This is a genomic window from Streptomyces ureilyticus (assembly GCF_011045025.1).
In the GTDB taxonomy this organism is placed as follows: Bacteria; Actinomycetota; Actinomycetes; order Streptomycetales; family Streptomycetaceae; genus Streptomyces; species Streptomyces ureilyticus.
This window is the reverse complement of sequence record NZ_JAAKZX010000031.1, coordinates 22,591-41,602: the sequence shown is the minus strand read 5'-3', so window position 1 is coordinate 41,602 and position 19,012 is coordinate 22,591. Positions and strand designations below refer to the sequence as shown.

At 70.2% G+C, this 19,012-nt stretch carries 18 protein-coding genes; 14 read left to right on the top strand and 4 right to left on the bottom strand.

Features of this window, described 5'->3' with window-relative positions:
• Nucleotides 1–4 precede the first annotated feature (4 nt).
• Complete coding sequence (locus G6048_RS12905; RefSeq protein WP_165339647.1) at nt 5–1,480, top strand: purine-cytosine permease family protein; 1,476 nt, start codon at nt 5–7, stop codon at nt 1,478–1,480.
• Between the two features lie 82 nt (nt 1,481–1,562).
• Here the strand turns inward: G6048_RS12905 and G6048_RS48655 are convergent, their stop codons facing one another.
• Both G6048_RS48655 and G6048_RS12895 read right to left on the bottom strand, forming a co-directional pair.
• Nucleotides 1,563–2,207, bottom strand: coding sequence for a hypothetical protein (locus G6048_RS48655; protein WP_206341534.1), 645 nt, complete (start codon nt 2,205–2,207; stop codon nt 1,563–1,565).
• A 2-nt stretch (nt 2,208–2,209) separates the two neighbouring features.
• Nucleotides 2,210–3,655 carry an amidohydrolase family protein gene (locus G6048_RS12895; RefSeq protein WP_165339646.1) on the bottom strand — a complete coding sequence of 482 codons (1,446 nt, stop codon included), beginning with the start codon at nt 3,653–3,655 and terminating at the stop codon, nt 2,210–2,212.
• Nucleotides 3,656–3,856: 201 nt separating this feature from the next.
• Between G6048_RS12895 and G6048_RS12890 the strand changes: the two genes are divergently transcribed.
• From G6048_RS12890 to G6048_RS12855, 8 genes are all read left to right on the top strand, one after another.
• Nucleotides 3,857–4,714 carry a LysR family transcriptional regulator gene (locus G6048_RS12890; RefSeq protein ID WP_165339645.1) on the top strand — a complete coding sequence of 286 codons (858 nt, stop codon included), beginning with the start codon at nt 3,857–3,859 and terminating at the stop codon, nt 4,712–4,714.
• 224 nt (nt 4,715–4,938) lie between these two features.
• Nucleotides 4,939–5,643: an urease subunit gamma gene (gene ureA / locus G6048_RS12885; protein ID WP_165339644.1), complete on the top strand. Its 705-nt coding sequence runs from the start codon at nt 4,939–4,941 to the stop codon at nt 5,641–5,643.
• A complete protein-coding gene (locus tag G6048_RS12880) occupies nt 5,640–7,349 on the top strand; it encodes an urease subunit alpha (RefSeq protein ID WP_165339643.1) in 1,710 nt (569 codons plus the stop codon). The genes ureA and G6048_RS12880 overlap by 4 nt, the downstream gene beginning before the upstream one ends.
• Nucleotides 7,350–7,366: 17 nt before the next feature.
• A complete protein-coding gene (locus G6048_RS12875) occupies nt 7,367–8,410 on the top strand; it encodes an agmatine deiminase family protein (RefSeq protein WP_165339642.1) in 1,044 nt (347 codons plus the stop codon).
• Between the two features lie 9 nt (nt 8,411–8,419).
• Entirely contained in the window at nt 8,420–8,920 is a 501-nt protein-coding gene (locus tag G6048_RS12870) for a hypothetical protein (protein WP_165339641.1), read from the top strand.
• Nucleotides 8,921–8,973: 53 nt separating this feature from the next.
• Nucleotides 8,974–9,519, top strand: a complete 546-nt coding sequence (locus G6048_RS12865) for a TetR/AcrR family transcriptional regulator (RefSeq protein ID WP_165339663.1) — start codon at nt 8,974–8,976, stop codon at nt 9,517–9,519.
• A 180-nt stretch (nt 9,520–9,699) separates the two neighbouring features.
• Entirely contained in the window at nt 9,700–10,140 is a 441-nt protein-coding gene (locus G6048_RS12860; RefSeq protein WP_165339640.1) for an Lrp/AsnC family transcriptional regulator, read from the top strand.
• Between the two features lie 70 nt (nt 10,141–10,210).
• Entirely contained in the window at nt 10,211–13,225 is a 3,015-nt protein-coding gene (locus tag G6048_RS12855; RefSeq protein WP_165339639.1) for an aminotransferase, read from the top strand.
• 37 nt (nt 13,226–13,262) lie between these two features.
• Here G6048_RS12855 and G6048_RS12850 read toward each other — a convergent pair whose 3' ends face one another.
• Nucleotides 13,263–14,654: a pyridoxal phosphate-dependent decarboxylase family protein gene (locus G6048_RS12850; protein ID WP_165339638.1), complete on the bottom strand. Its 1,392-nt coding sequence runs from the start codon at nt 14,652–14,654 to the stop codon at nt 13,263–13,265.
• A 101-nt stretch (nt 14,655–14,755) separates the two neighbouring features.
• On the opposite strand from G6048_RS12850, the gene G6048_RS12845 reads away from it, so the two are divergent.
• From G6048_RS12845 to G6048_RS12830, 4 genes are all read left to right on the top strand, one after another.
• Entirely contained in the window at nt 14,756–15,226 is a 471-nt protein-coding gene (locus G6048_RS12845) for an Lrp/AsnC family transcriptional regulator (RefSeq protein WP_165339637.1), read from the top strand.
• A gap of 81 nt (nt 15,227–15,307) precedes the next feature.
• Complete coding sequence (locus G6048_RS12840) at nt 15,308–15,703, top strand: nuclear transport factor 2 family protein (RefSeq protein ID WP_165339636.1); 396 nt, start codon at nt 15,308–15,310, stop codon at nt 15,701–15,703.
• Between the two features lie 102 nt (nt 15,704–15,805).
• Complete coding sequence (locus tag G6048_RS12835; protein ID WP_165339635.1) at nt 15,806–16,648, top strand: helix-turn-helix domain-containing protein; 843 nt, start codon at nt 15,806–15,808, stop codon at nt 16,646–16,648.
• Nucleotides 16,649–16,776: 128 nt separating this feature from the next.
• Nucleotides 16,777–17,172 (top strand): nuclear transport factor 2 family protein, encoded by a 396-nt coding sequence (locus tag G6048_RS12830; protein ID WP_165339634.1) that lies wholly within the window; start codon nt 16,777–16,779, stop codon nt 17,170–17,172.
• Nucleotides 17,173–17,337: 165 nt separating this feature from the next.
• Here G6048_RS12830 and G6048_RS12825 read toward each other — a convergent pair whose 3' ends face one another.
• Complete coding sequence (locus G6048_RS12825; protein WP_165339633.1) at nt 17,338–17,733, bottom strand: MerR family transcriptional regulator; 396 nt, start codon at nt 17,731–17,733, stop codon at nt 17,338–17,340.
• A 138-nt stretch (nt 17,734–17,871) separates the two neighbouring features.
• Here G6048_RS12825 and G6048_RS12820 point away from each other — a divergent pair, with 138 nt between their 5' ends.
• Entirely contained in the window at nt 17,872–18,945 is a 1,074-nt protein-coding gene (locus G6048_RS12820) for an alkene reductase (RefSeq protein WP_165339632.1), read from the top strand.
• The last annotated feature ends 67 nt before the right edge of the window (nt 18,946–19,012 follow it).

The following is a 19,012-nucleotide window of genomic DNA, read 5'->3' as shown; positions in this document are numbered from 1 at the left end:
GCCCATGACAGGAACACCCGCCACTGAAGCCGGGATCGAACTGCACCACGTCGATCCGGTGCCCGAATCCCACCGAAGAGGCCGCCCCCGCGACCTCTTTCACGTGTGGTTCGCCTCCAACCTCAACGTCGGCAACGCCATCTTCGGCGCGATCATCTACTCGGTCTGCCGCAACATCGCGCTGGCGCTGCTCGCCGCCGTCATCGGCAACCTGGTCGGGACCGTCCTCATGGCCCTGCACTCGATCCAGGGCGCCAGGCTGGGGATTCCCCAACTGATCCAGAGCCGCGGCCAGTTCGGTTACCTCGGTGCCCTGGTGCCCGTCGTCGTGGGGTCCGTCATGTACGTCGGGTTCACGGTCTCGGTCTCGCTCGCGGGCGGCATCGCCCTCAAGGTGGCCACGGGCGGCCGGATCCCGCTGCCCCTGGCCATTTGTCTGATCGCCGCGCTGAGCGTGCTCCCCGCACTGATGGGAAACCGAGCCATCCACGCCGTCGCTCGCTACGCGACGTGGCCGCTCACCATCAGCCTGATCGTCGTCAGCGGCTACACCATCGTCCGAGGGGATGGCGTGGCGGTGACGTCCGGTCCGGTGTCGCTCGCGTCGTTCCTCGCCGGCACCGGAGTCGCCGTGACGTTCGCACTCACCTACGCCACGGCCGTCTCGGACTACTCTCGCTACCTGCCGCACGACGCGTCAGGCCGGGCGGTTTTCTGGTGGACGGCGGCCGGGGTGTTCCTGTCGTCCACCTTCTGCTGCGTCGTCGGTGTGCTGCTCGCGGCCAACTTCGCCGCCGCGGATCTCTTCCAGAGCGCCAGTGCCGCGCTCGGCGGTGGCGCTCTGGCGACTGTCGTCTTGGTGGTGACCGCGCTGGGCCTGGCTGTGACGAACATGCTCAACCTCTACGGCGGGATGCTGAACCTGATCACGGGCCTGTCGACCTTCGTCAAGATCTCGAACTCGTTCAGGACCCGTGCAGCGATGATGCTGCCGACCCTCGTCATCGGTCTCGGCCTGGCCGTCACGGCCTCACAGGACTTCACCGGCAACCTGACGGCGTTCCTGTCGTTCCTGCTCCTGCTGCTCATTCCCTGGGGTGCGGTGAACCTCGTGGACTTCTACCTCGTCCAGCACGGAGAGTACGACGTCCCCGGCATGTACATCCGCAGCGGAAAGTACTGGAGCGACCCGGGCACATGGACCCACAACGGGGTCAACCTCAAGGTCCTCATTGCCTTCGTGGTCGGCGTGGTGTCCGGCGTTCCGGCCATGAGCAACGCGTGGTACGTCGGACCCATCGCGCGACACTTCTCCAACGCCGACCTGTCCTGGATTCCCGGCATGGTGGTCACCTCGGTCGTCTACCTGGCGCTCGTCCGCGTCGGCCGCGGCGCCCGTGGAGAGTCGTTCACGGCAGTCGCGAGTCGGCACCAGACACCCTCTGTGACCAGGACTCCCAGCTCTGGTGCCCAAGCCTGACCTGCGTTTCGGCCCGCCGGCGTCGAGCATGGGTGACGCACCAGGCATCGCCGGCCACCGCCGCCGGCCGGCCGAATCCGGCTCAGGCACGCTCAGGCAACAAGGGACTCGAGCAGTGCGGCAACTGGGCCTGGGGCGGAGATGATGCCGTCATGCCCACCTGGGAGTTCTGCGAACTTCCAATGAGGCGTGAGGTAGGCCGACGCCGGTCAGACCCGGGTGTGCAGGGGGCCTGAGTTGCAGGTGATCGCGTCGGTGAATGCCTGGGGCAGGTCGAAGGGGCGGCCGGTGGTGTCGGCGTAGGCCCGGTGCAGGTTGAGGACGATGCGAAGTCGAAGCGCGTGCAGCCCGGTGGGATGCGCACGTCGTCCTGCGGGCCGTGGATGGCGTAGGGGTTGGTGAAGTAGAAGGCCGGAGCCTCGTACCACTGCTCGGGCGGGCCTGCCTCCGGTCCGCCCAGTCTGGCCACGCCCTCGACATGGCTCTCGAAGGTCATGAAGTCCCGCACGGTCGGCGGCTGGGGAATCGGCGCCCGCAGCCTGAGCGAGGCGTAGGGGTGCACGGTACGGGGATCGCGCAGCGCGCTGCCTGCGGCGTTGTGCAATCGCTGCGGGTCGTCGAGCAGGTCGATGAGACGGATACCGGGTGGGAGCGCGTGGACAAGATCGTCGGCGTCGAGTACGCCGACGCGGTCGCCGTCGCTTTCGGTGTAGGTGACGAAGCGCATGATCACTTTCCGGGCTGCTGGGGTTCCGGGGTCGCCTGGAGTTCTGACGACATGCGGGCTATGAGGCCCCAGCCTTCCGGCGGGGTGCCGGGCAGGGGGCGCCCGGCGTCGGCGAGCCGACCGAGGACGGTTTCGGCTGAGGCGTCCGCCCGTGCGAGCAGGGCCGGAAGATCTGTTCCGGTGAGCCGGCCGTCGCGCTTGACGAAGCGGCCGGCGATCAGGACGTGGCGGACGTCGGCGGGGGTGGTCTGGAAGACGAGGGTGCCGGCCGGGTCGAGGTGCGGGTGCTGGGCCATGCCGGGCCCGCCGGTCACGATGATGTCGGCCTGCTTGCCGGGGGTGAGGCTGCCGATGCGGTGATCGAGTCCTATCGCCTCGGCCGCGTTGACGGTGGTCCAGGCCAGTGCCTCCTGCGCGGTGATGGTCACCGTGGTGGGGTCCCCGCCGGTGAGGTTGAGGTTCTCGGTGTCGGCCCAGCGTTGGAAGGCCAGGCCCATGCGGGTCTGGGTGAACAGGTCGCCGGTGTTGAGGGAGACGATGTCGCTGGACAGGGTCGGTTTGATGCCGTGCCGGCGGGCGGCGGCGAAGGCGGGGCGGCCCATGCCCATGTTGAGTTCGGTCTCCACCGAGATCGACAGCTTGGCGCCGTGGTCGGCCAGCAGGCGCCACTCCTCGTCGGTGAGGGTGTTGCAGTGCACGTGGACCTGGTCCGGTCCGAGCAGGCCCGCCGCGGCGAATTCGCGCACGCCGCTCGGCAGTGACCACACGCAGCCGGTGTGCGTGACGATCAGCGCGTCCAGCTCGCGGGCGGCGGCGATCTCGGCGCGGGTGGTGTCGAACGGCAGCGTGCCGTACTCGGTGAGCGCCACCCCGAGGGTCAGCAGTGCGTCCCGGTTCGGGAAGTGGGTGTCGGCGACGCGCCGGAAGTCCGCGAGGCGCAAGGCGTGGTCGGTGAAGTGCGGCGGCTGGAGCGGGTTCGACTCGAAGAAGCCGTAGCCGAACACCGCGCGGATTCCCGCGTCCCGCAGCCCGGTGATCGCGGCGTCGGCGTGCTCGGGTGTGTTGTTGCAGTGCGAGAAGTCCAGGATCGTGGTGACGCCGGAATTCAGGGCGTCAAGGGCGCCGAGGTGATTGCCCAGGTGGACGTCCTCGGCGAGGTAGGCCGGTGAGACGCCGAGCCGGATGCCGAACAGGTAGTCCGCCAGGGTCCAGTCGGCGCACAGGGCGCGCAGCTGCGTCTGCCAGGTGTGCCGGTGGGTGTCGATCATGCCGGGTGCCACGATGTGTCCCGTGACGTCCACCGTCTCCGCGTCCTCGACGGAGAGGGCCGGTGCCACCGCGGCGATCACACCGTCCTCGATCAGCACGTCACCTCGGGGCAGGTTTCCCAGGTGCGGATCCATGGTGAGGACGGTGCCGCCGCGCAGCACAACGCGATGCCGAGCCATGATGATGACCCCTTCGTCATCCGAGCCACAGAGGCGGTGCCTCCCGTGGACTCACCTCACCAGAGGAGGAAGCCGGGGATCATCAGCCGAAATGGTTGTGAACCGGCCGTGACCGAGGTGTTGACGGCTCGACCTCCTCTGACGTAGACGGAAGCACCGGCTGTACGGGCGGTACTCAGCGGGAGGCACGGAGGCACAGGGATGGACATCCGGGCGCTCCGCTACGCGGTGACACTGGCGGAGGAACTGCACTTCGGCAGGGCCGCGCAGCGGCACTACATCAGCCCCCAGCCCTTCGGCCGCCACATCCAGCGACTGGAGCGGGAACTGGGCACCCAGCTCTTCGAACGCACCAGCCGCCGGGTGACCCTCACCCCTGAGGGAGAGCGGCTGATCGCCGAGGCCCGGACTCTGCTCGACACCGTGGACTCCCTCACCGGACGAAACCGCCGCCGCACCGCCGACGGAAACCTTCTTACGCTGGGCGTCCTGGGATTCGGACTCGCCGAACGCTGGAGGGACCTGACAGCGGCGGTGCACGGACACGATCCCGCCATCGCCTTCTCCTACGCCGAACTGGACCTGGCCGACCAGTACGAAGCGGTCCGCAGCCACCGGGTCGACGTGGGCATCGTCCAGTACGTCGGCCCCGTCGACGGACTCGTCTTCGAGCACGCCCTGACCATGCCCCGGGTCGTGGTCGTCCCCGCCCGCTCCCCTTTCGCCGACGCCGACCGGCTGACCGAGGCCGACGTCAGTGACAGCCCGTGGCTGCCCACCGCCCTCGCCCATCCCGCGCTCGAAGCATGGTCCGGCCCCGCCGCCGACGGGTCCCACAGCCGTGGCGCCCTGCGCCACCCCGCCGCCATACCGTCAGCCGTGGCGACGACCGGCCGTATAGCCCTGCACGCCGAGGCCGCCAGTCGCTTCTACCCACACCCGGACGTCCGGTTCGTCCCGCTCGACGGACCGCCCGTGGAGATCGCCGTCGCCACCCGTGCCACCGACGACCGGCACGCCATCGCCGCCGTCCGCCATGCCACGCGCTTTCTCGGCTGAGGGTCTGCGTCGTATCGAGGTGACCGATTCGCCGGGGACGGTGTCGACTCCGCGCTGTTCCATGGGTATGCGGGTTTCCCTTGACCGGCCGCCTGAGGTGTACCGAAGATTAGAGTGACGTTCTATGTGTGGATCGTTTCAGTCCCAGTCCACCCCTTTCGCCTAAGGCGTTCTCTCTTTAGAGTGATGCTCTAATTCGAGGGAAGCGAAGAGGTGCCCGCGGCATGAGGCTGACTCCCACGGAGCGTGACCGGCTGCTGCTCTTCGGAGCCGCCGAGCTGGCCCGCGCCCGCCGCGCCCGCGGACTGCGGCTCAACGTGCCGGAGGCGACCGCGCTGATCGCGGACACCGTCTGCGAGGCCGCCCGCGACGGTGCCCGGCTCGCGGAGGCCGTCGAGCGCGCCAGATCCGTGCTCGGCCCGGACGACGTGCTGCCGGGTGTCGCGGACGTCGTCACCGAGGTGCAAGTCGAGGCGGTCTTCGACGACGGTTCGCGGCTCGCGGTCGTGAGCGACCCGATCGGCGGGAGTCTCGGTGAGCGGGCTCCGGGCGCGCTGCTGCCGGGACCCGAGCATGCCGAGCCCCAGGCAGTCGTACGGCTGACGGTCAGCAACACCGCCACCGTGCCGGTCTCCGTCACCTCCCACTTCCACTTCTTCGAGGCCAACCCGCGGCTCGACTTCGCACGGGAGAGGGCCTACGGGATGCGGCTCGCCGTACCCGCCGGGTCGTCCCTGCGGTTCGGGCCGGGGGAGAGCCTTGAGGTCGGACTGGTGCCCATCGGGGGCGACCGGATCGCCATCGGGTTCGCCGGCCTGGTCGACGGGGCATTGGACGCGCCCGGCGCCCGCGAGGAGGCACTGCGCCGCGCCGCCGCCTGCGGCTACCTCGGCGTACCGGAAACACCTGATCAGGAGGTCGAGCGATGAGCCGCCCAGGAGGCCACCCCGCAGCGGCCCGCCGCCTCAGCCCGTACGAGTACGCCGCCACCCACGGCCCGCGCGCGGGCGACCGGATCCGGCTGGGCGACTCCGGCCTGACGATCCGCGTCGAGTCCGACTCCCAGCGCTACGGCGACGAGTTCCTCGCCGGGTTCGGCAAGACAGCCCGGGACGGACTGCACCTCAAGGCGGCCGCCGTCCGGGAGACCTGTGACCTCGTCATCAGCAACGTCGTCGTGATCGACGCGGCGCTGGGGATCCGTAAGGTCTCCATCGGCATCAGGGAAGGCCGGATCTGCTCGGTCGGGCGGGCCGGGAACCCCGACACCCTTGACGGGGTCGACGTCGTCGTGGGCACCGGGACCTCCATCGTGTCCGGCGAGGGGCTCATCGCGACCGCCGGAGCCGTCGACACCCACGTCCACCTGCTGTCGCCGCGGATCATGGAAGCCTCGCTCGCCTCCGGCGTCACCACGATCATCGGGCAGGAGTTCGGGCCCGTGTGGGGCGTCGGGGTCAACTCGCCGTGGGCGCTGCGGCACGCGTTCAGCGCCTTCGACGCCTGGCCGGTCAACATCGGCTTCCTCGGGCGCGGTTCGTCCTCGCACGAGGCGCCCCTGATCGAGGCGCTGGCCGAGGGCGGGGCCAGTGGCTTCAAGGTGCACGAGGACATGGGCGCCCACACGCGCGCCCTGGACACCGCCTTGCGTGTCGCCGAGGAGCATGACGTTCAAGTCGCCCTGCACAGCGATGGGTTGAACGAGTGTCTGTCGGTCGAGGACACACTGAGGGTCCTGGACGGGCGCACCATCCACGCCTTCCACATCGAGGGCTGCGGCGGCGGACACGTCCCGAACGTGCTGAAGATGGCCGGCGTCCCGAACGTCATCGGCTCCTCCACCAACCCCACCCTCCCCTTCGGCCGGGACGCCGTCGCCGAGCACTACGACATGATCGTCTCCGCCCACGGCCTCAAGACCGACCTGCCCGGCGACGCCGCCATGGCCCGCGACCGCATCCGCGCCGGGACCATGGGCGCCGAGGACGTGCTGCACGACGTGGGCGCGATCGGCATCACGTCGTCGGACGCGCAGGGGATGGGGCGGGCCGGCGAGACCGTCCGTCGTACGTTCGCGATGGCCGGGAAGATGAAGGCCGAGCTCGGCGCACCCGACGACCACGACAACGAGCGCGTCCTGCGCTACATGGCCAAGCTGACGATCAACCCGGCCATCGCGCACGGCCTCGCCCACGAGGTGGGGTCGATCGAGGCCGGCAAGCTCGCCGACCTCGTGCTGTGGCGGCCGGAGTACTTCGGCGCCAAGCCGCAGCTGGTGCTCAAGGCCGGCTTCCCGGCGTACGGCGTGGTCGGCGACCCGAACGCCGCCACCGAAACCTGCGAACCCCTCGTCCTCGGCCCGCAGTTCGGGGCCCACGGCGCCACGCCCGCCGACATCTCGGTCGCCTTCGTCGCCCAGGCGGCCGTCGACCAGGGCGACGACTTGATGCCGTCCCGGCGCCGCAGGGTCGCCGTACGGGGCACGCGCGGCATCGGGCCGGCCGACCTGCGCCTCAACTCCCGTACCGGAGCGGTCGATGTGGACCAGCGCACGGGGCTGGTCACGCTCGACGGGGAGCCGCTGCGCTCCGAACCGGCCGAGTCCGTGTCCCTCAACCGCCTGTACTTCCTCTAAGGACGTAAGGACGCTTCATGTCTGCTGCCGCCGACGGCTTCCGCATGCCCGCCGAGTGGGCCCCGCACGAGCGCACCTGGATGGCGTGGCCGGGCCCGAACCCGACCTTCGACGACCCCGAGGGCCTCGCCGCCGCGCGCGTCGCCTGGGCCTCGGTCGCCCGCGCGGTGCGCCGCTTCGAGCCGGTGACGGTGGTGTGCGGCCCCGGACAGTCGGCCGAGGCGCGCGCTCTGCTCGGGCACGGCATCGACACGGTCGAGCGGGACCTCGACGACGCCTGGATGCGCGACATCGGGCCCACGTTCCTCACCGACGACGCCGGTGAACTCGCCGCCGTCGACTGGACGTTCAACGGCTGGGGTGCCCAGGAGTGGGCGCGCTGGGAGCACGACGCGAAGATCGCCGAGTACGTCTCCGACCTTGCGGGGTCGGCGAAGACGTACACCTCGGAACTCGTCAACGAAGGCGGTGCCATCCACGTCGACGGCGAGGGCACGGTCCTGCTGACGGAGACGGTCCAGCTCGGGCCGGAACGCAACCTGCACTGGACCCGCGAGCAGGTGGAGGCCGAGATCCACGCCCACCTCGGCACCCGCAAGGCGATCTGGCTGCCGCGCGGCCTCACCGGCGACTACGACGGCTTCGGCACCCTCGGCCATGTGGACATCGTCGCCGCGTTCGCCCGGCCCGGTGTGGTCGTGGCCCATGTGCAGCCGGACCCGGCCCACCCCGACCACGAGGTGACGCAGGAGGTCGTCGGCCTGCTGAAGGCGCAGACCGACGCGCACGGCCGCCGCCTGGAGGTCGTCGAGGTACCCGCCCCGACCGTCCTGGAGGCCGACGGCCACTGGGCCGACTACTCCTACATCAACCACTATCTCTGCAACGGCGGCGTCGTCCTATGCGGCTTCGACGACCCCCGGGACGAGACCGCGGCCGGCGTCTTCCGCCGGCTGTTCCCGCAGCGGACGGTGACACTGGTGGACGCGCGGCCGATCTTCGCGGGCGGTGGCGGCATCCACTGCATTACTCAGCAGCAGCCGAAGGTCGTGGTCAGGTAGAACGTACGGGTGAACGTACTGCTGCTCTGCACGGCCTGCGGCCATTCCCTCACCGAGCCGCTGCGCCGGCTGCCCGAGCTGCCGGAGCGCCCCTATTTTGACGGGCTGCCGGGCCCGGACGGCTCCCGGCACGCCCCGCCGACGGTGCCGCGCGGCACGTACGCGGTGGATCCGGAGCCGTCCGGGGCGCCTTTCGTGCCGCATCCGGATCCTGAGTGGGCGGGAGCGGCGATCCCAGGGCTGTCCATGTCGGACCCCGACGGCGACGGGTTCCTGATGTCCGCCGGGCCGCGCGACACCCTGGTGACACACCCGGAGGACACCGCCGGGCGGCTCTCCCGCAACCCCGAGTCGTCGGAGGCCGGCTGCTGCGGGAGACCCGGCCAAGAGGGGCCCAACCAGGTGTGCGGCAGCTGCGGCGCGGTGGTCGCGACCCTGTTCAGCGACTGCTATGTCCCGTACGAGATCCACTTCCTGCCCGACGTCGTACGGGTTGAGGCCGCCGAGTGACCACCCGCCGGCGCACCCCCGCCCCGCCCCGCGAGGACGTACTCGCCGCAGCCATGGACATGATCGCCGAGCGCGGTCTGGAGAAGCTCACCATGGCGGCGCTCGGCCGTGAGGTCGGGATGAGCAGCGGGCATCTCCTCTACTACTTTCACTCCAAGGACGAGCTGCTGCTGCAGACCCTGGAGTGGAGCGAGGGCCGGCTCGGCGCCGAGCGCGGCCGGCTGCTGACCCGCACCACATCCGCCCGTGAGCGGCTTGACGCGTACGTCGACCTGTACGTGCCCGACGGCCACCGGGACCCGCACTGGACGCTGTGGCTGGAGGTCTGGAACCGCTCGCAGAACGCCGACGACGCGGCCCGCGACCGCCAGGCCGCGATCGAGGGCGCCTGGCACCGCGACCTGGTGGCGCTGCTGGCGGAGGGGGTGTCGAGGGGCGAGTTCCGGCCGGTCGACCCGGACCGTTTCGCCGCCCGGCTGCGGGCGCTGCTCGACGGGTTCTCCGTCCATGTGGCGATCGGGCTGCGGGGCACGGACCGGGCGCAAGTCCTGCGCCACGTACGGGAGTTCCTGGACGACAGCCTCCTCGCGGGCTCCTGAGTCCACGCCCGGTTAGGACGCAGCACTTCACACAACGTCAGGACTCTCGAGCGCGCACGGGAGCGCGTACATCTGATTCGCTCGATTCCGTCGTACTCACACTTGAATCGAGCGCACAGGTCCGGCATCGTGCTTGAAACAAGCGCAATGCCTGCCGTTCACGCAGGAGAGAGGTGCTGCATGGACGACATCGACCGGGCCATCCTGCGAGAGCTGCAGGTCGACGGCCGGATCCCTTACGCCGATCTGGGGCCGAAGGTGGGGTTGTCACCCTCGGCCGCGCGGCTCCGGCTGCAGCGGCTGATCGACACCAAGGCCGTCCAGGTCGTCGGAGTGACCGACCCGATGACGATGGGCCGGCAGACGATGGCACTCCTGGGCTTGCGCATCGACGGCGATTCCCGGGCGGTCGCCGATGAACTGTCCCGGCACGACGAGGTCGTGTACACGGTCCTGACGGCCGGCGGCTTCGACCTGTTCGCGGAGGTGGTGTGCCCTCAGCCCCGGGATCTTCTGGACTTCATCAACGATGTCGTGCGGCCCGTCGAGGGTGTCGCATCCGTGGAGAGCTTCCCCTACTTCGCGATTCACACCCACCGCTTCTTGTGGCACGTCGACTGAGGGATCCGAGCGTCCGCGCCCTGTTCGCCCGCACCAGCTCCCTGTTGCCCGCACCAGCCGAGGAACCCGCATGCTGCCCGACGAGCACCGCACGATCGACTTCTTCACCGAGGACGCCCTTCCCGCACCCCGCATGGCGCCGGGCGAGGCTGAGCTCATCGCTGCCGAACACCTCGGCATCACCGCTCGCGCGCAGGCGCTGGGCAGCCAGCAGGACGCCAACTTCCTGCTGCACGCCGACGACGGGACGCCCGCGGCGATTCTGAAGATCGCCAACCCCGCCTTCGGCACGGTGGAGACCGACGCCCAGGACGCGGCGGCCGACCTGATCGCCACGGCCCGCTCGGAACTGCGTATCGCCACGGTCCTGCGCCGCCCTGACGGCTCCCCGCGGCGTACGACGGTGGACACCGAGGACGCTCCGGCCGTCGCGCGCCTGCTGCGCTACCTGCCCGGTGGCACGCTCTCGGGACCACGGCATCTGTCCGCCGGCAGCGTGGCGGGCATGGGCACGCTCGTCGGAAAGGTCAGTACCGCCCTGCGCGACTTCCGGCACCCGGGCCTCGACCGCGTGCTCCAGTGGGACCCGCAGCACGCCGATCGCGTCGTCGCCAAGCTCGCCGGGCACATCGACGAACCCGACCGGCGCACCGCCGTCCGGGCCGCGACCGCCGAGGCCTGGGCGTATGTCCAGAAGCTCGCCGCCGCGCTGCCGTCGCAGGCCGTGCACTTGGACCTCACCGACGACAATCTGATCCGCCGTCCCGACAGCCGTCCGCCCATGCCGGACGGGGTCATCGACTTCGGTGACGTGACCACGAGCTGGGCGGTCGGCGAACTCGCCGTGTCACTGTCCTCGATGCTCCACCACGACGGTATCGAGCCGCACCACGTGCTGCCGGCCGTCCGCGCCTTTCACGCCGTTCGGCCGCTCTCCCCGGAGGAAGCCGAGGCGGTGTGGCCGCTCGTGGTCCTGCGTGCCGCCGTCCTGGTGGCCAGCGGGCGGCAGCAGGCCGCCGTCGACGAGGACAACGTCTACGCCAGGGCCGCGCTCGACCGCGAATGGCGCATCTTCGAACAGGCCATCCGGCTGCCCCTGCCGGTGATGATCCGCCTTATCAGGGACGCGACCGGCATGGCCGACATGCCTGCCCGGACCGACCGGACCGACCGGACCGCCCGGACCGCCCGGACCGCGCAGGCCGCGCAGGCCGATGCGCCGGTGCGCCCTCTCCTGCGGGACCTCGTCGCCGACGACATCACCCTCCTCGACCTGTCCACCGACGCCGATTCCATGGACCACGGAGCCTGGCTGGACGCCGGCACCGAGGCCCGGCTGGTGGCCTCCGCGCTCGCGGACGGAGCGGCCGCCGTCGCCACCCGGTACGCCCATGCGCGACTCACTCGGACACCGGCGCTGTCGGCGGTGTCCACCGCCACGGTGCCCACCGGAATCGACCTCTGGCTCGGCCGGGATGCCATGGTGCAGGCGCCCGCCGACGGGAAGGTCCTCGCCGCGGCGCCGGGCCACGTGGAACTCACCTACGGCGCACAGGTGTTGACGCTGTCCTTCCCCCGCGCGGTCCAGCCCCTGTTCACCACCGGTGCGACAGTGCAGGCGGGCGAGGACATCACCCACCTCAGCTCGGGTGCCTCGGTCCACGTCGCACTGCGCGACGCCGACGGCCCCGCTGTCCCGCGGCTGGTCCGTCCCGAGTACGCCGCCGGCTGGCTCGCGCTCACCGCCGACCCCGCCCCGCTCCTCGGCCTTCCGGCCGCATCCGACCGTACGCGCGAGAAGGACCTCCTCGACCGGCGTGACGCCGCGTTCGCCACCGTGCAGGAGCACTACTACGCCAACCCGCCGCGTATCGAACGTGGTTGGCGCCACCATCTGCTGTCCACCGACGGCCGGTCGTACCTCGACATCGTCAACAACGTCACCCCACTCGGCCACGCCCACCCCCGCGTCGAGCAGGCGGTCTCCCGGCAGTTGCGGCGGCTCAACACCAACTCGCGCTTCCACTACGCCTCCGTGGTGGAGTTCACCGAGCGCCTCGCCGCCCTCCTCCCCGACCCTCTGGACACGGTGTTCCTCGTCAACTCCGGTTCGGAAGCGGTGGATCTGGGCCTTCGCCTGGCCATCGGGGCCTCCGGCCGGCAGGACGTCGTCGCGCTGCGCGAGGCGTACCACGGCTGGACGTACGCCTCCGACGCGGTCTCCACCTCGCTCCAGGACAACCCGAACGCCCTGGCCACCCGCCCGAGTTGGGTGCACGCCGTGGACTCGCCCAACTCCTACCGCGGCCGCCACCGCGGGCCGGACGCCGTGCGCTACGCACCCGAGGCCGTCGCGGTGATCGACGAACTGGCCGCTGCCGGCCGCCCGGCGGGAGCATTCATCGGCGAGACCTTCTACGGCAACGCCGGAGGAGTCGCCCTTCCCGACGGCTATCTCGCCCAGGTGTACGCGGCGATACGGCGTCACGGCGGCCTGGCCGTCGCCGACGAGGTCCAGGTCGGATACGGCCGCCTGGGACACTGGTTCTGGGGCTTCGAGCAGCAGCAGGTCGTCCCCGACATCGTCTGTGTCGCCAAGGCCATGGGCAACGGACACCCCCTCGGCGCCGTCATCACGTCCAAGGAGGTCGCGGACCGGTACCGCGACCAGGGCTACTTCTTCTCCTCCACCGGCGGCAGCCCCGTCTCCAGCATCGTGGGCCTCACCGTCCTGGACGCCCTGCGCGACGAAGACCTCCAGGGCAACGCGGCGCGCGTCGGCGGCCATCTGAAAAGCCGGCTTGAGGCACTGGCCGACCGATACGGCATCATCGGCGCCGTCCACGGCTCGGGCCTCTACCTCGGCGTCGAACTCGTCCGGGACCGCGCCGGCCTGGAACCCGCCACAGAAGACACCGCCGAACTCTGCGACCGCATGCTCGACCTCGGCGTGATTGTCCAGCCCACCGGGGACCACCTCAACATCCTCAAGATCAAGCCACCGCTGTGCGTCGACACCACCGCGGCCGACTTCTTCGCCGACATGCTCGACCTGGCCCTCACCCAACTCGGCCACTCCCGCTGACGCCGCACCACGTCGCAGGTCACTCGACCTGCACTCACTAGCGGAGTGTGCGGAGCGTGTCGATGATGTCGTCGGCACGGGTGTCCGGGTTGACGAAGGCCATGCGGAGCACCGTTGCGCCGTGCCACTGGGTCGGCACGCACAGCATGGCGCCCGTTTCGGCGGCACGGGCGGACCATGACGCGTAGTCCTGCGGGCCCCAGCCAGGGCGTTCGAAGAGGACGACGGACAGCTCGGGCTCGATCGTCAGGCGTAGATGGTCACTGGCGCGTATGGCGTCGGCGACCAGTCGGCTGGTGGTCAGTGTCTGTTCCACGGCACGCGCGTACCGCTCGGTTCCGTGGACGGCCAGGCTGAACCAGAGCGGCAGACCGCGGGCGCGGCGGCTGAGGTGGAGGGCCAGGTCCGACGGATTGTGGACGTCGCGGTCGATGGCGTCGAGATAGTGCGCCGACTGACTGTGCGCGGCGCGTGCCGCCGCGGGGTCCCGGTAGAGCAGGGCGCAGCAGTCGTAGGGGGCGAAGAGCCATTTGTGGGGATCGACGATGAAGCTGTCGGCGCGTTCGATGCCGGAGTAGAGGTGCCGCACACCGGGTGCCGCCAGGCCCGCTCCACCGTAGGCACCGTCGACGTGCAGCCACACCTGGTGGCGTTCGCACGCCTCGGCGATGTCATCGAGGTCGTCGATGAGACCGGCATTGGTGGTCCCGGCGGTCGCCACCACGGCGAACACGCCGGCCGTGGAGTCCAGGACCGCGTTCACGGCGGCTCCGGTGAGGTGTCCCCGCTGGTCCACGGGCGCGGTGACGACTTCGATGTCCATCGCTTGGGCCGCGGACCTGATCGAGGAGTGGGCGCTGTCGGCACACACGATCTTCCAGCCGTCCGTCGGCCGGGGCCGGGACGCGGCGGCAGTGGCGCGGGCCGTGATGAGAGCCGAGAGGTTGCCCATGCTGCCGCCGCTGACGAAGCATCCCGCTGCGGTGCCGGGCCATCCGAGCAACCGGGTGAGCCAGGCCAGCGCCTCGTTCTCGGCGTGAATGGCGCCGGCTCCCGCCTCCCAGGTGCCCGCGAAGATGTTCGCCGCGCCGGTGACCGCGTCGAAGGCGAGTGCCGCACGGGTGGGGGCCGCGGGGATGTACGCGAGGTTCGTCGGTCCGTTCTGGGCGCGGGTGGCAGGTGCCAGGACTCGGTCGAAGAGTTTGAGGGCCGCGGCGCCGCCGATTCCCCAGGGGGTGATGGCCGCACCGGCCGCGAGGGCGAGGTCGGCGGCGGGGCGGGCGCCGGTCACCGGATCCGGAGCCCGCGTGATGCGCCGCCGTGCGTAGTCGAGGGCGGCCGCCACGATCTCGTCCTCATCACCCCATACCCGTTGGTCCGCGCGGGAGGGTCTGGTCGTTGACGTGTTGTCGCATTGCGCTTTTTGCATGGCGAGAACCTAGAAAGGTACATCGGAATGCGCAATATGCGGCAGGAATTATGAGCAGAATGCTCAATGCGGCACGCCCGTGCTGTGCCATACTGAGCACCATGCGAAACGTCGACGCCCTCGACGCCCGGATCCTCCTGGCGCTCGACGCGGACCCCCGGGCCACGACGGTTGCCCTGGCCGACCGGCTCGGTCTGGCCCGCAATACCGTGCAGGCGCGTCTGAAGCGACTGGAAGAAGGCGGTCAACTCAGGGAGCACAGCCGGCGCGTGGCACCCGAGGCTCTCGGCTATCCGCTGCTGGCCCTCGTCACGATGTCGATCAGCCAGCGCGTAGGGCAGTCCACCCGCGAGGCGATCCTGCGCATTCCCGAGGTGGTCGAGTTGCTCTTCACCACCGGCGACGGCGACCTGCTCGCCCGCGTGGTCGCCCGCGACACCGAAGACCTGCACCGCATCACGAACCTGCTGCTGGAAGCGCCGGGGGTTGTCCGGTCCAACACCACCATCGTCCTGCTCGAGGTGCAGCCCTTCAGCGTCCGGTCCCTGTTGGAGCGACACGCCGGCCCCTGACTCCGTCCTCTGGAGCGGCCGGGACTCGTCGGCACCGGCCCCGCACAATGGTGACTCACAGCTGGGACGAGGAGGTGCCCGATGACCGAGGAATACGGGACCGAGGCGGACCTGCGGGAGATCGAGCGCGTGGCCGACGCCTGGGCCGCGGCGATCGTCGCCGACGATGCCGACGCGATGGCGGAGTTCATGGCGGAGGAGTGGTGCATGGTCGCACCGACCGGCATCGACGGCCGCGACAAGCTGCTGTCGCTGGTGCGCTCCGGCACGCTCTCGCATTCGGCGATGGAGCGGGTAGGCCCAGCAAGGCTGCGGGTCTACGGCGACACGGCGGTCTGGTCGGCGCGCGTGACGAACACGGCGCACTACGGCGGCGAGCGGTACGACGCCGATGAGTGGACGACCGACGTGTACGTCCGCCGCCGCGGGCGCTGGGTCTGCGTGCTGACGCAGACGACGCCGGCCGGTTCGGAGTAATCCAGCGGTAGGCCCGCGCTGGGCGCTGCGAGGCCGGGGCTTCGAGCCGGACGCGCCCAACGCCCGTACCGGGGTGCGGTGTTCGTGAGCCACACTCGGTCTATGAGGCAACACAATCTCTTCGGTGCCGCACTTCGGGCGCGGCGTGAAAGTACCGACCCTGCCGCGGTTGCCCTCACCGCAGGGGGCCGACGTCGTACTCGCGGACTGCGCAGAGAGGAGCTTGCCGACCTGGCCGGCGTCTCGGCGGACTACATCAGGCGGCTCGAGCAGGGCTGGAGCCACCCGTCGGCCGGTGTCGTGAACTCCCTTGCCCGGGCGTTACGCGTGGACCGGGCCGAGTACGAGCATTTCTGTGCGCTGGCGGGGCACGCCCCCGCTGACGGACCCGTCCCTCGTGACATAGGGCCGGGCGCGCGACGGCTGCTCGAGCGTCTTGAGGGCACTCCGGTGTGCGTCTGCGACGCGACGTGGACGGTGGTCGCCTGGAACAGCGCATGGGAGGCGCTGGCGTGCGGGGAGCAGATGTCACACAGCTGGGATCGGAACCTCGCGTGGCGGGCCTTCAATCCGGATTCCGGTCGCGTCCGCAGATCTGCCGACCAGGCGGCCAGGTTCGAGGCGATGCTGGCGGCGGAGCTTCGGACCGCGTCACTGCGCTACCCCGCGGACGACACCCTGGCCGCCCTGATCGATGAGCTGCGGAGTACGAGTCGGTCGTTCTCTACCTTGTGGGGCAGGGCGGGGGCCGTTGCCCACCAGGATGACCAGTCCGTACTCAGTCACCCCGAGGTGGGTGATATCGCCCTGGACTGTGACCTGTTGACGGTGCGTGACAGCGATCTGCGGGCCATGGTCTTCACTGCGCAGCCGGGTTCTGAGGACGCCGGCCGGCTCAGGGAGCTCGTCGGTGGTGCGGGGCGCGGGCCGACGTCGATGGTGTGACAGTTTGGCCCAGGCTGGGCCCGGGGACCCGTTGCCATCCTTGATCGACAAGGTGAGCCGGTCGGTGCGAGGGCGCGAAGGCGCGTGCCAGGAGTCGAGCCGGCCACCGGCAGTCGTATACCCCATTGATGGAGACGGTGAGCTCGGTGAGCGGTACGGAAATCCTGCAGCGCATGGAAAAGGCGATGAACGAGCACGACTTGGACGAATTCGTCGACTGCTTCACCGAGGACTTCGTCTCGGAGCTCCCGCTCCATCCCGAGCGGAATTTCGTCGGTCGCGAGACCGTCCGGAGGAACTGGGGCGGACTCTTCGCGCACGTTCCGGACCTCGTGGGGACGGTCCTGCAGTCCGTCGAGGACGGTGACCAGATCTGGAGCGAGTGGGAGATTCGCGGGGATACGCAGGCCGGTGTGCCGTACCTGGCGCGTGGTGCGGCCATCCATGGCGTCCGCGACGGGAAGCTGGCGTCGGTGCGGTTCTATCTGGACACCGTCGAGGACGCCACTGAGGCTGCTGGGTAGCCTCGCCGGGCAGAAGTGCGGGCACGGCCGCTGGTGATCATGTGGTTGTCGAGACCCATGAGGACCGAACGAGCCGTGCCTGCGCCGTTTCCTGGTCCTTGTGACTGGTCCTTGTGGCTGATCCGTGTGCCCACGAAGTCGAGCTCGCGAGCCAGGACTTGAGTACTAGACGACCGAAGCTGCCGTGGCACTCCCGTTCGCCTGACGGGCGTCGCGATAGGCCTGCGCCGCGGCCATGAGCGCGTCGAGTGCGTCGCGGGTGTGCTGCAGCTCCTCGATGTGGGCGGAGAGCCGGTCCCGTTCCTGGGCCATGCGCTCGATCGCGGCGTCGGAGTTTTCGTCGCTGGGCGAGTCCACACACGGCAGCGTTTCGAGGATGGTGCGGCTGGACAGTCCGCCTGCGTACATGCGCTGGATGAAGGCGACCCGCTCGACCTCGTAGTCGGTGTAGTGCCGCTGTCCGCCGGCGCTGCGGGTGCTGGTGAGCAGCCCTTGTTCCTCGTAGTAGCGCAGTGAGCGGATGCTGACTCCGGTGCGCGCGGCGAGTTCGCCGATCCGCATCTCGTTCTCCTGTCTGTGACCCCGGCCACATGACTTGCCTCTCACATGGATGTCAGGTTTTACGTTACCTGCCGGGCCCGCCGTTCCGGGTCCTCCGACCAGTACGGACCAGTACAGACCAGTGCGAGGAGTACCGGCATGACCACGTTGTTCGACCGCCACCGTCTCGGTGACCTGGAACTGCCCAACCGCGTTGTGATGGCCCCGATGAGCCGGATCCGGGCCGCGGCCATGGGTCTCGCGACCCCGTCCATGGCGGTCTACTACGCCCAGCGGGCCACCGCCGGGCTGATCATCAGCGAGGGGGTGCAGCCGAACCTGGTCGGGCAGTCCAACCCGGGCACGCCGGGTCTGTACACCGATGAGCAGGTGGCCTCCTGGCGGCCTGTCACCGACGCCGTGCACGCCAACGGCGGGCGGATCTTCGCCCAGCTCATGCACGGCGGCCGGGTCTCGCATCCCGACACCACGGGACTCCAGCCGGTCGGGCCGTCCGCGGTCGCCGCCGCGGGGGAGGTGTTCACCCCGACCGGGCCGCAGGCCCCACCGGTACCCCGCGCCCTGGAGACCGCCGAGGTGCCCGAGCAGGCGCGTTCGTACGCCGATGCAGCCCGGCGCGCCGTCGACGCCGGCTTCGACGGTGTCGAACTGCACGGCGCGAACGGCTATCTGATCTCACAGTTCCTGTCGTCCAACGCCAACCTGCGCACCGACGCCTACGGCGGCCCGATCGCCCACCGCATCCGCTTCGCTGTCGAGGCGGTCGCCGCCACAGTGGACGCCGTGGGCGCGGCCCGCACCGCGATCAGGCTCTCTCCCGGCGGCACCTTCTGGGGTGTGGAGGAGACCGAGGTGCCGGAGCTGTACGCGGCCCTGCTCGCCGAACTCGCCCGCTTCGACCTCGCCTATGTGCACCTGGAGGCGACCACGGAGGAGGAGGTGCTGGTCGGGCTGCGCCGCGCGTGGCCGGGCACACTGATCGTCAACCCGGTACTCCCGATGGGCCCCAAGCAGGCCGACCGAACCGCCGCCGACCACTGGCTCGGGCTGGGCGCGGATCTGATCAGCTTCGGCCGCGCCTTCATCGCCAACCCCGACCTGACCGAACGGCTGCGCACCGGCCTGCCGATCGCACCCGCCGACGAGACCACGTACTACCAGGGCGGCGACGCGGGCTACCTCACCTACTCGGCCTACCAGCACACCGCCTGACCGAAGTCGGCAGGCGGCGGCGGAACAGCGCGATCCCGGCCGGGGATGCTGCGCGCCTCGGCGCCGA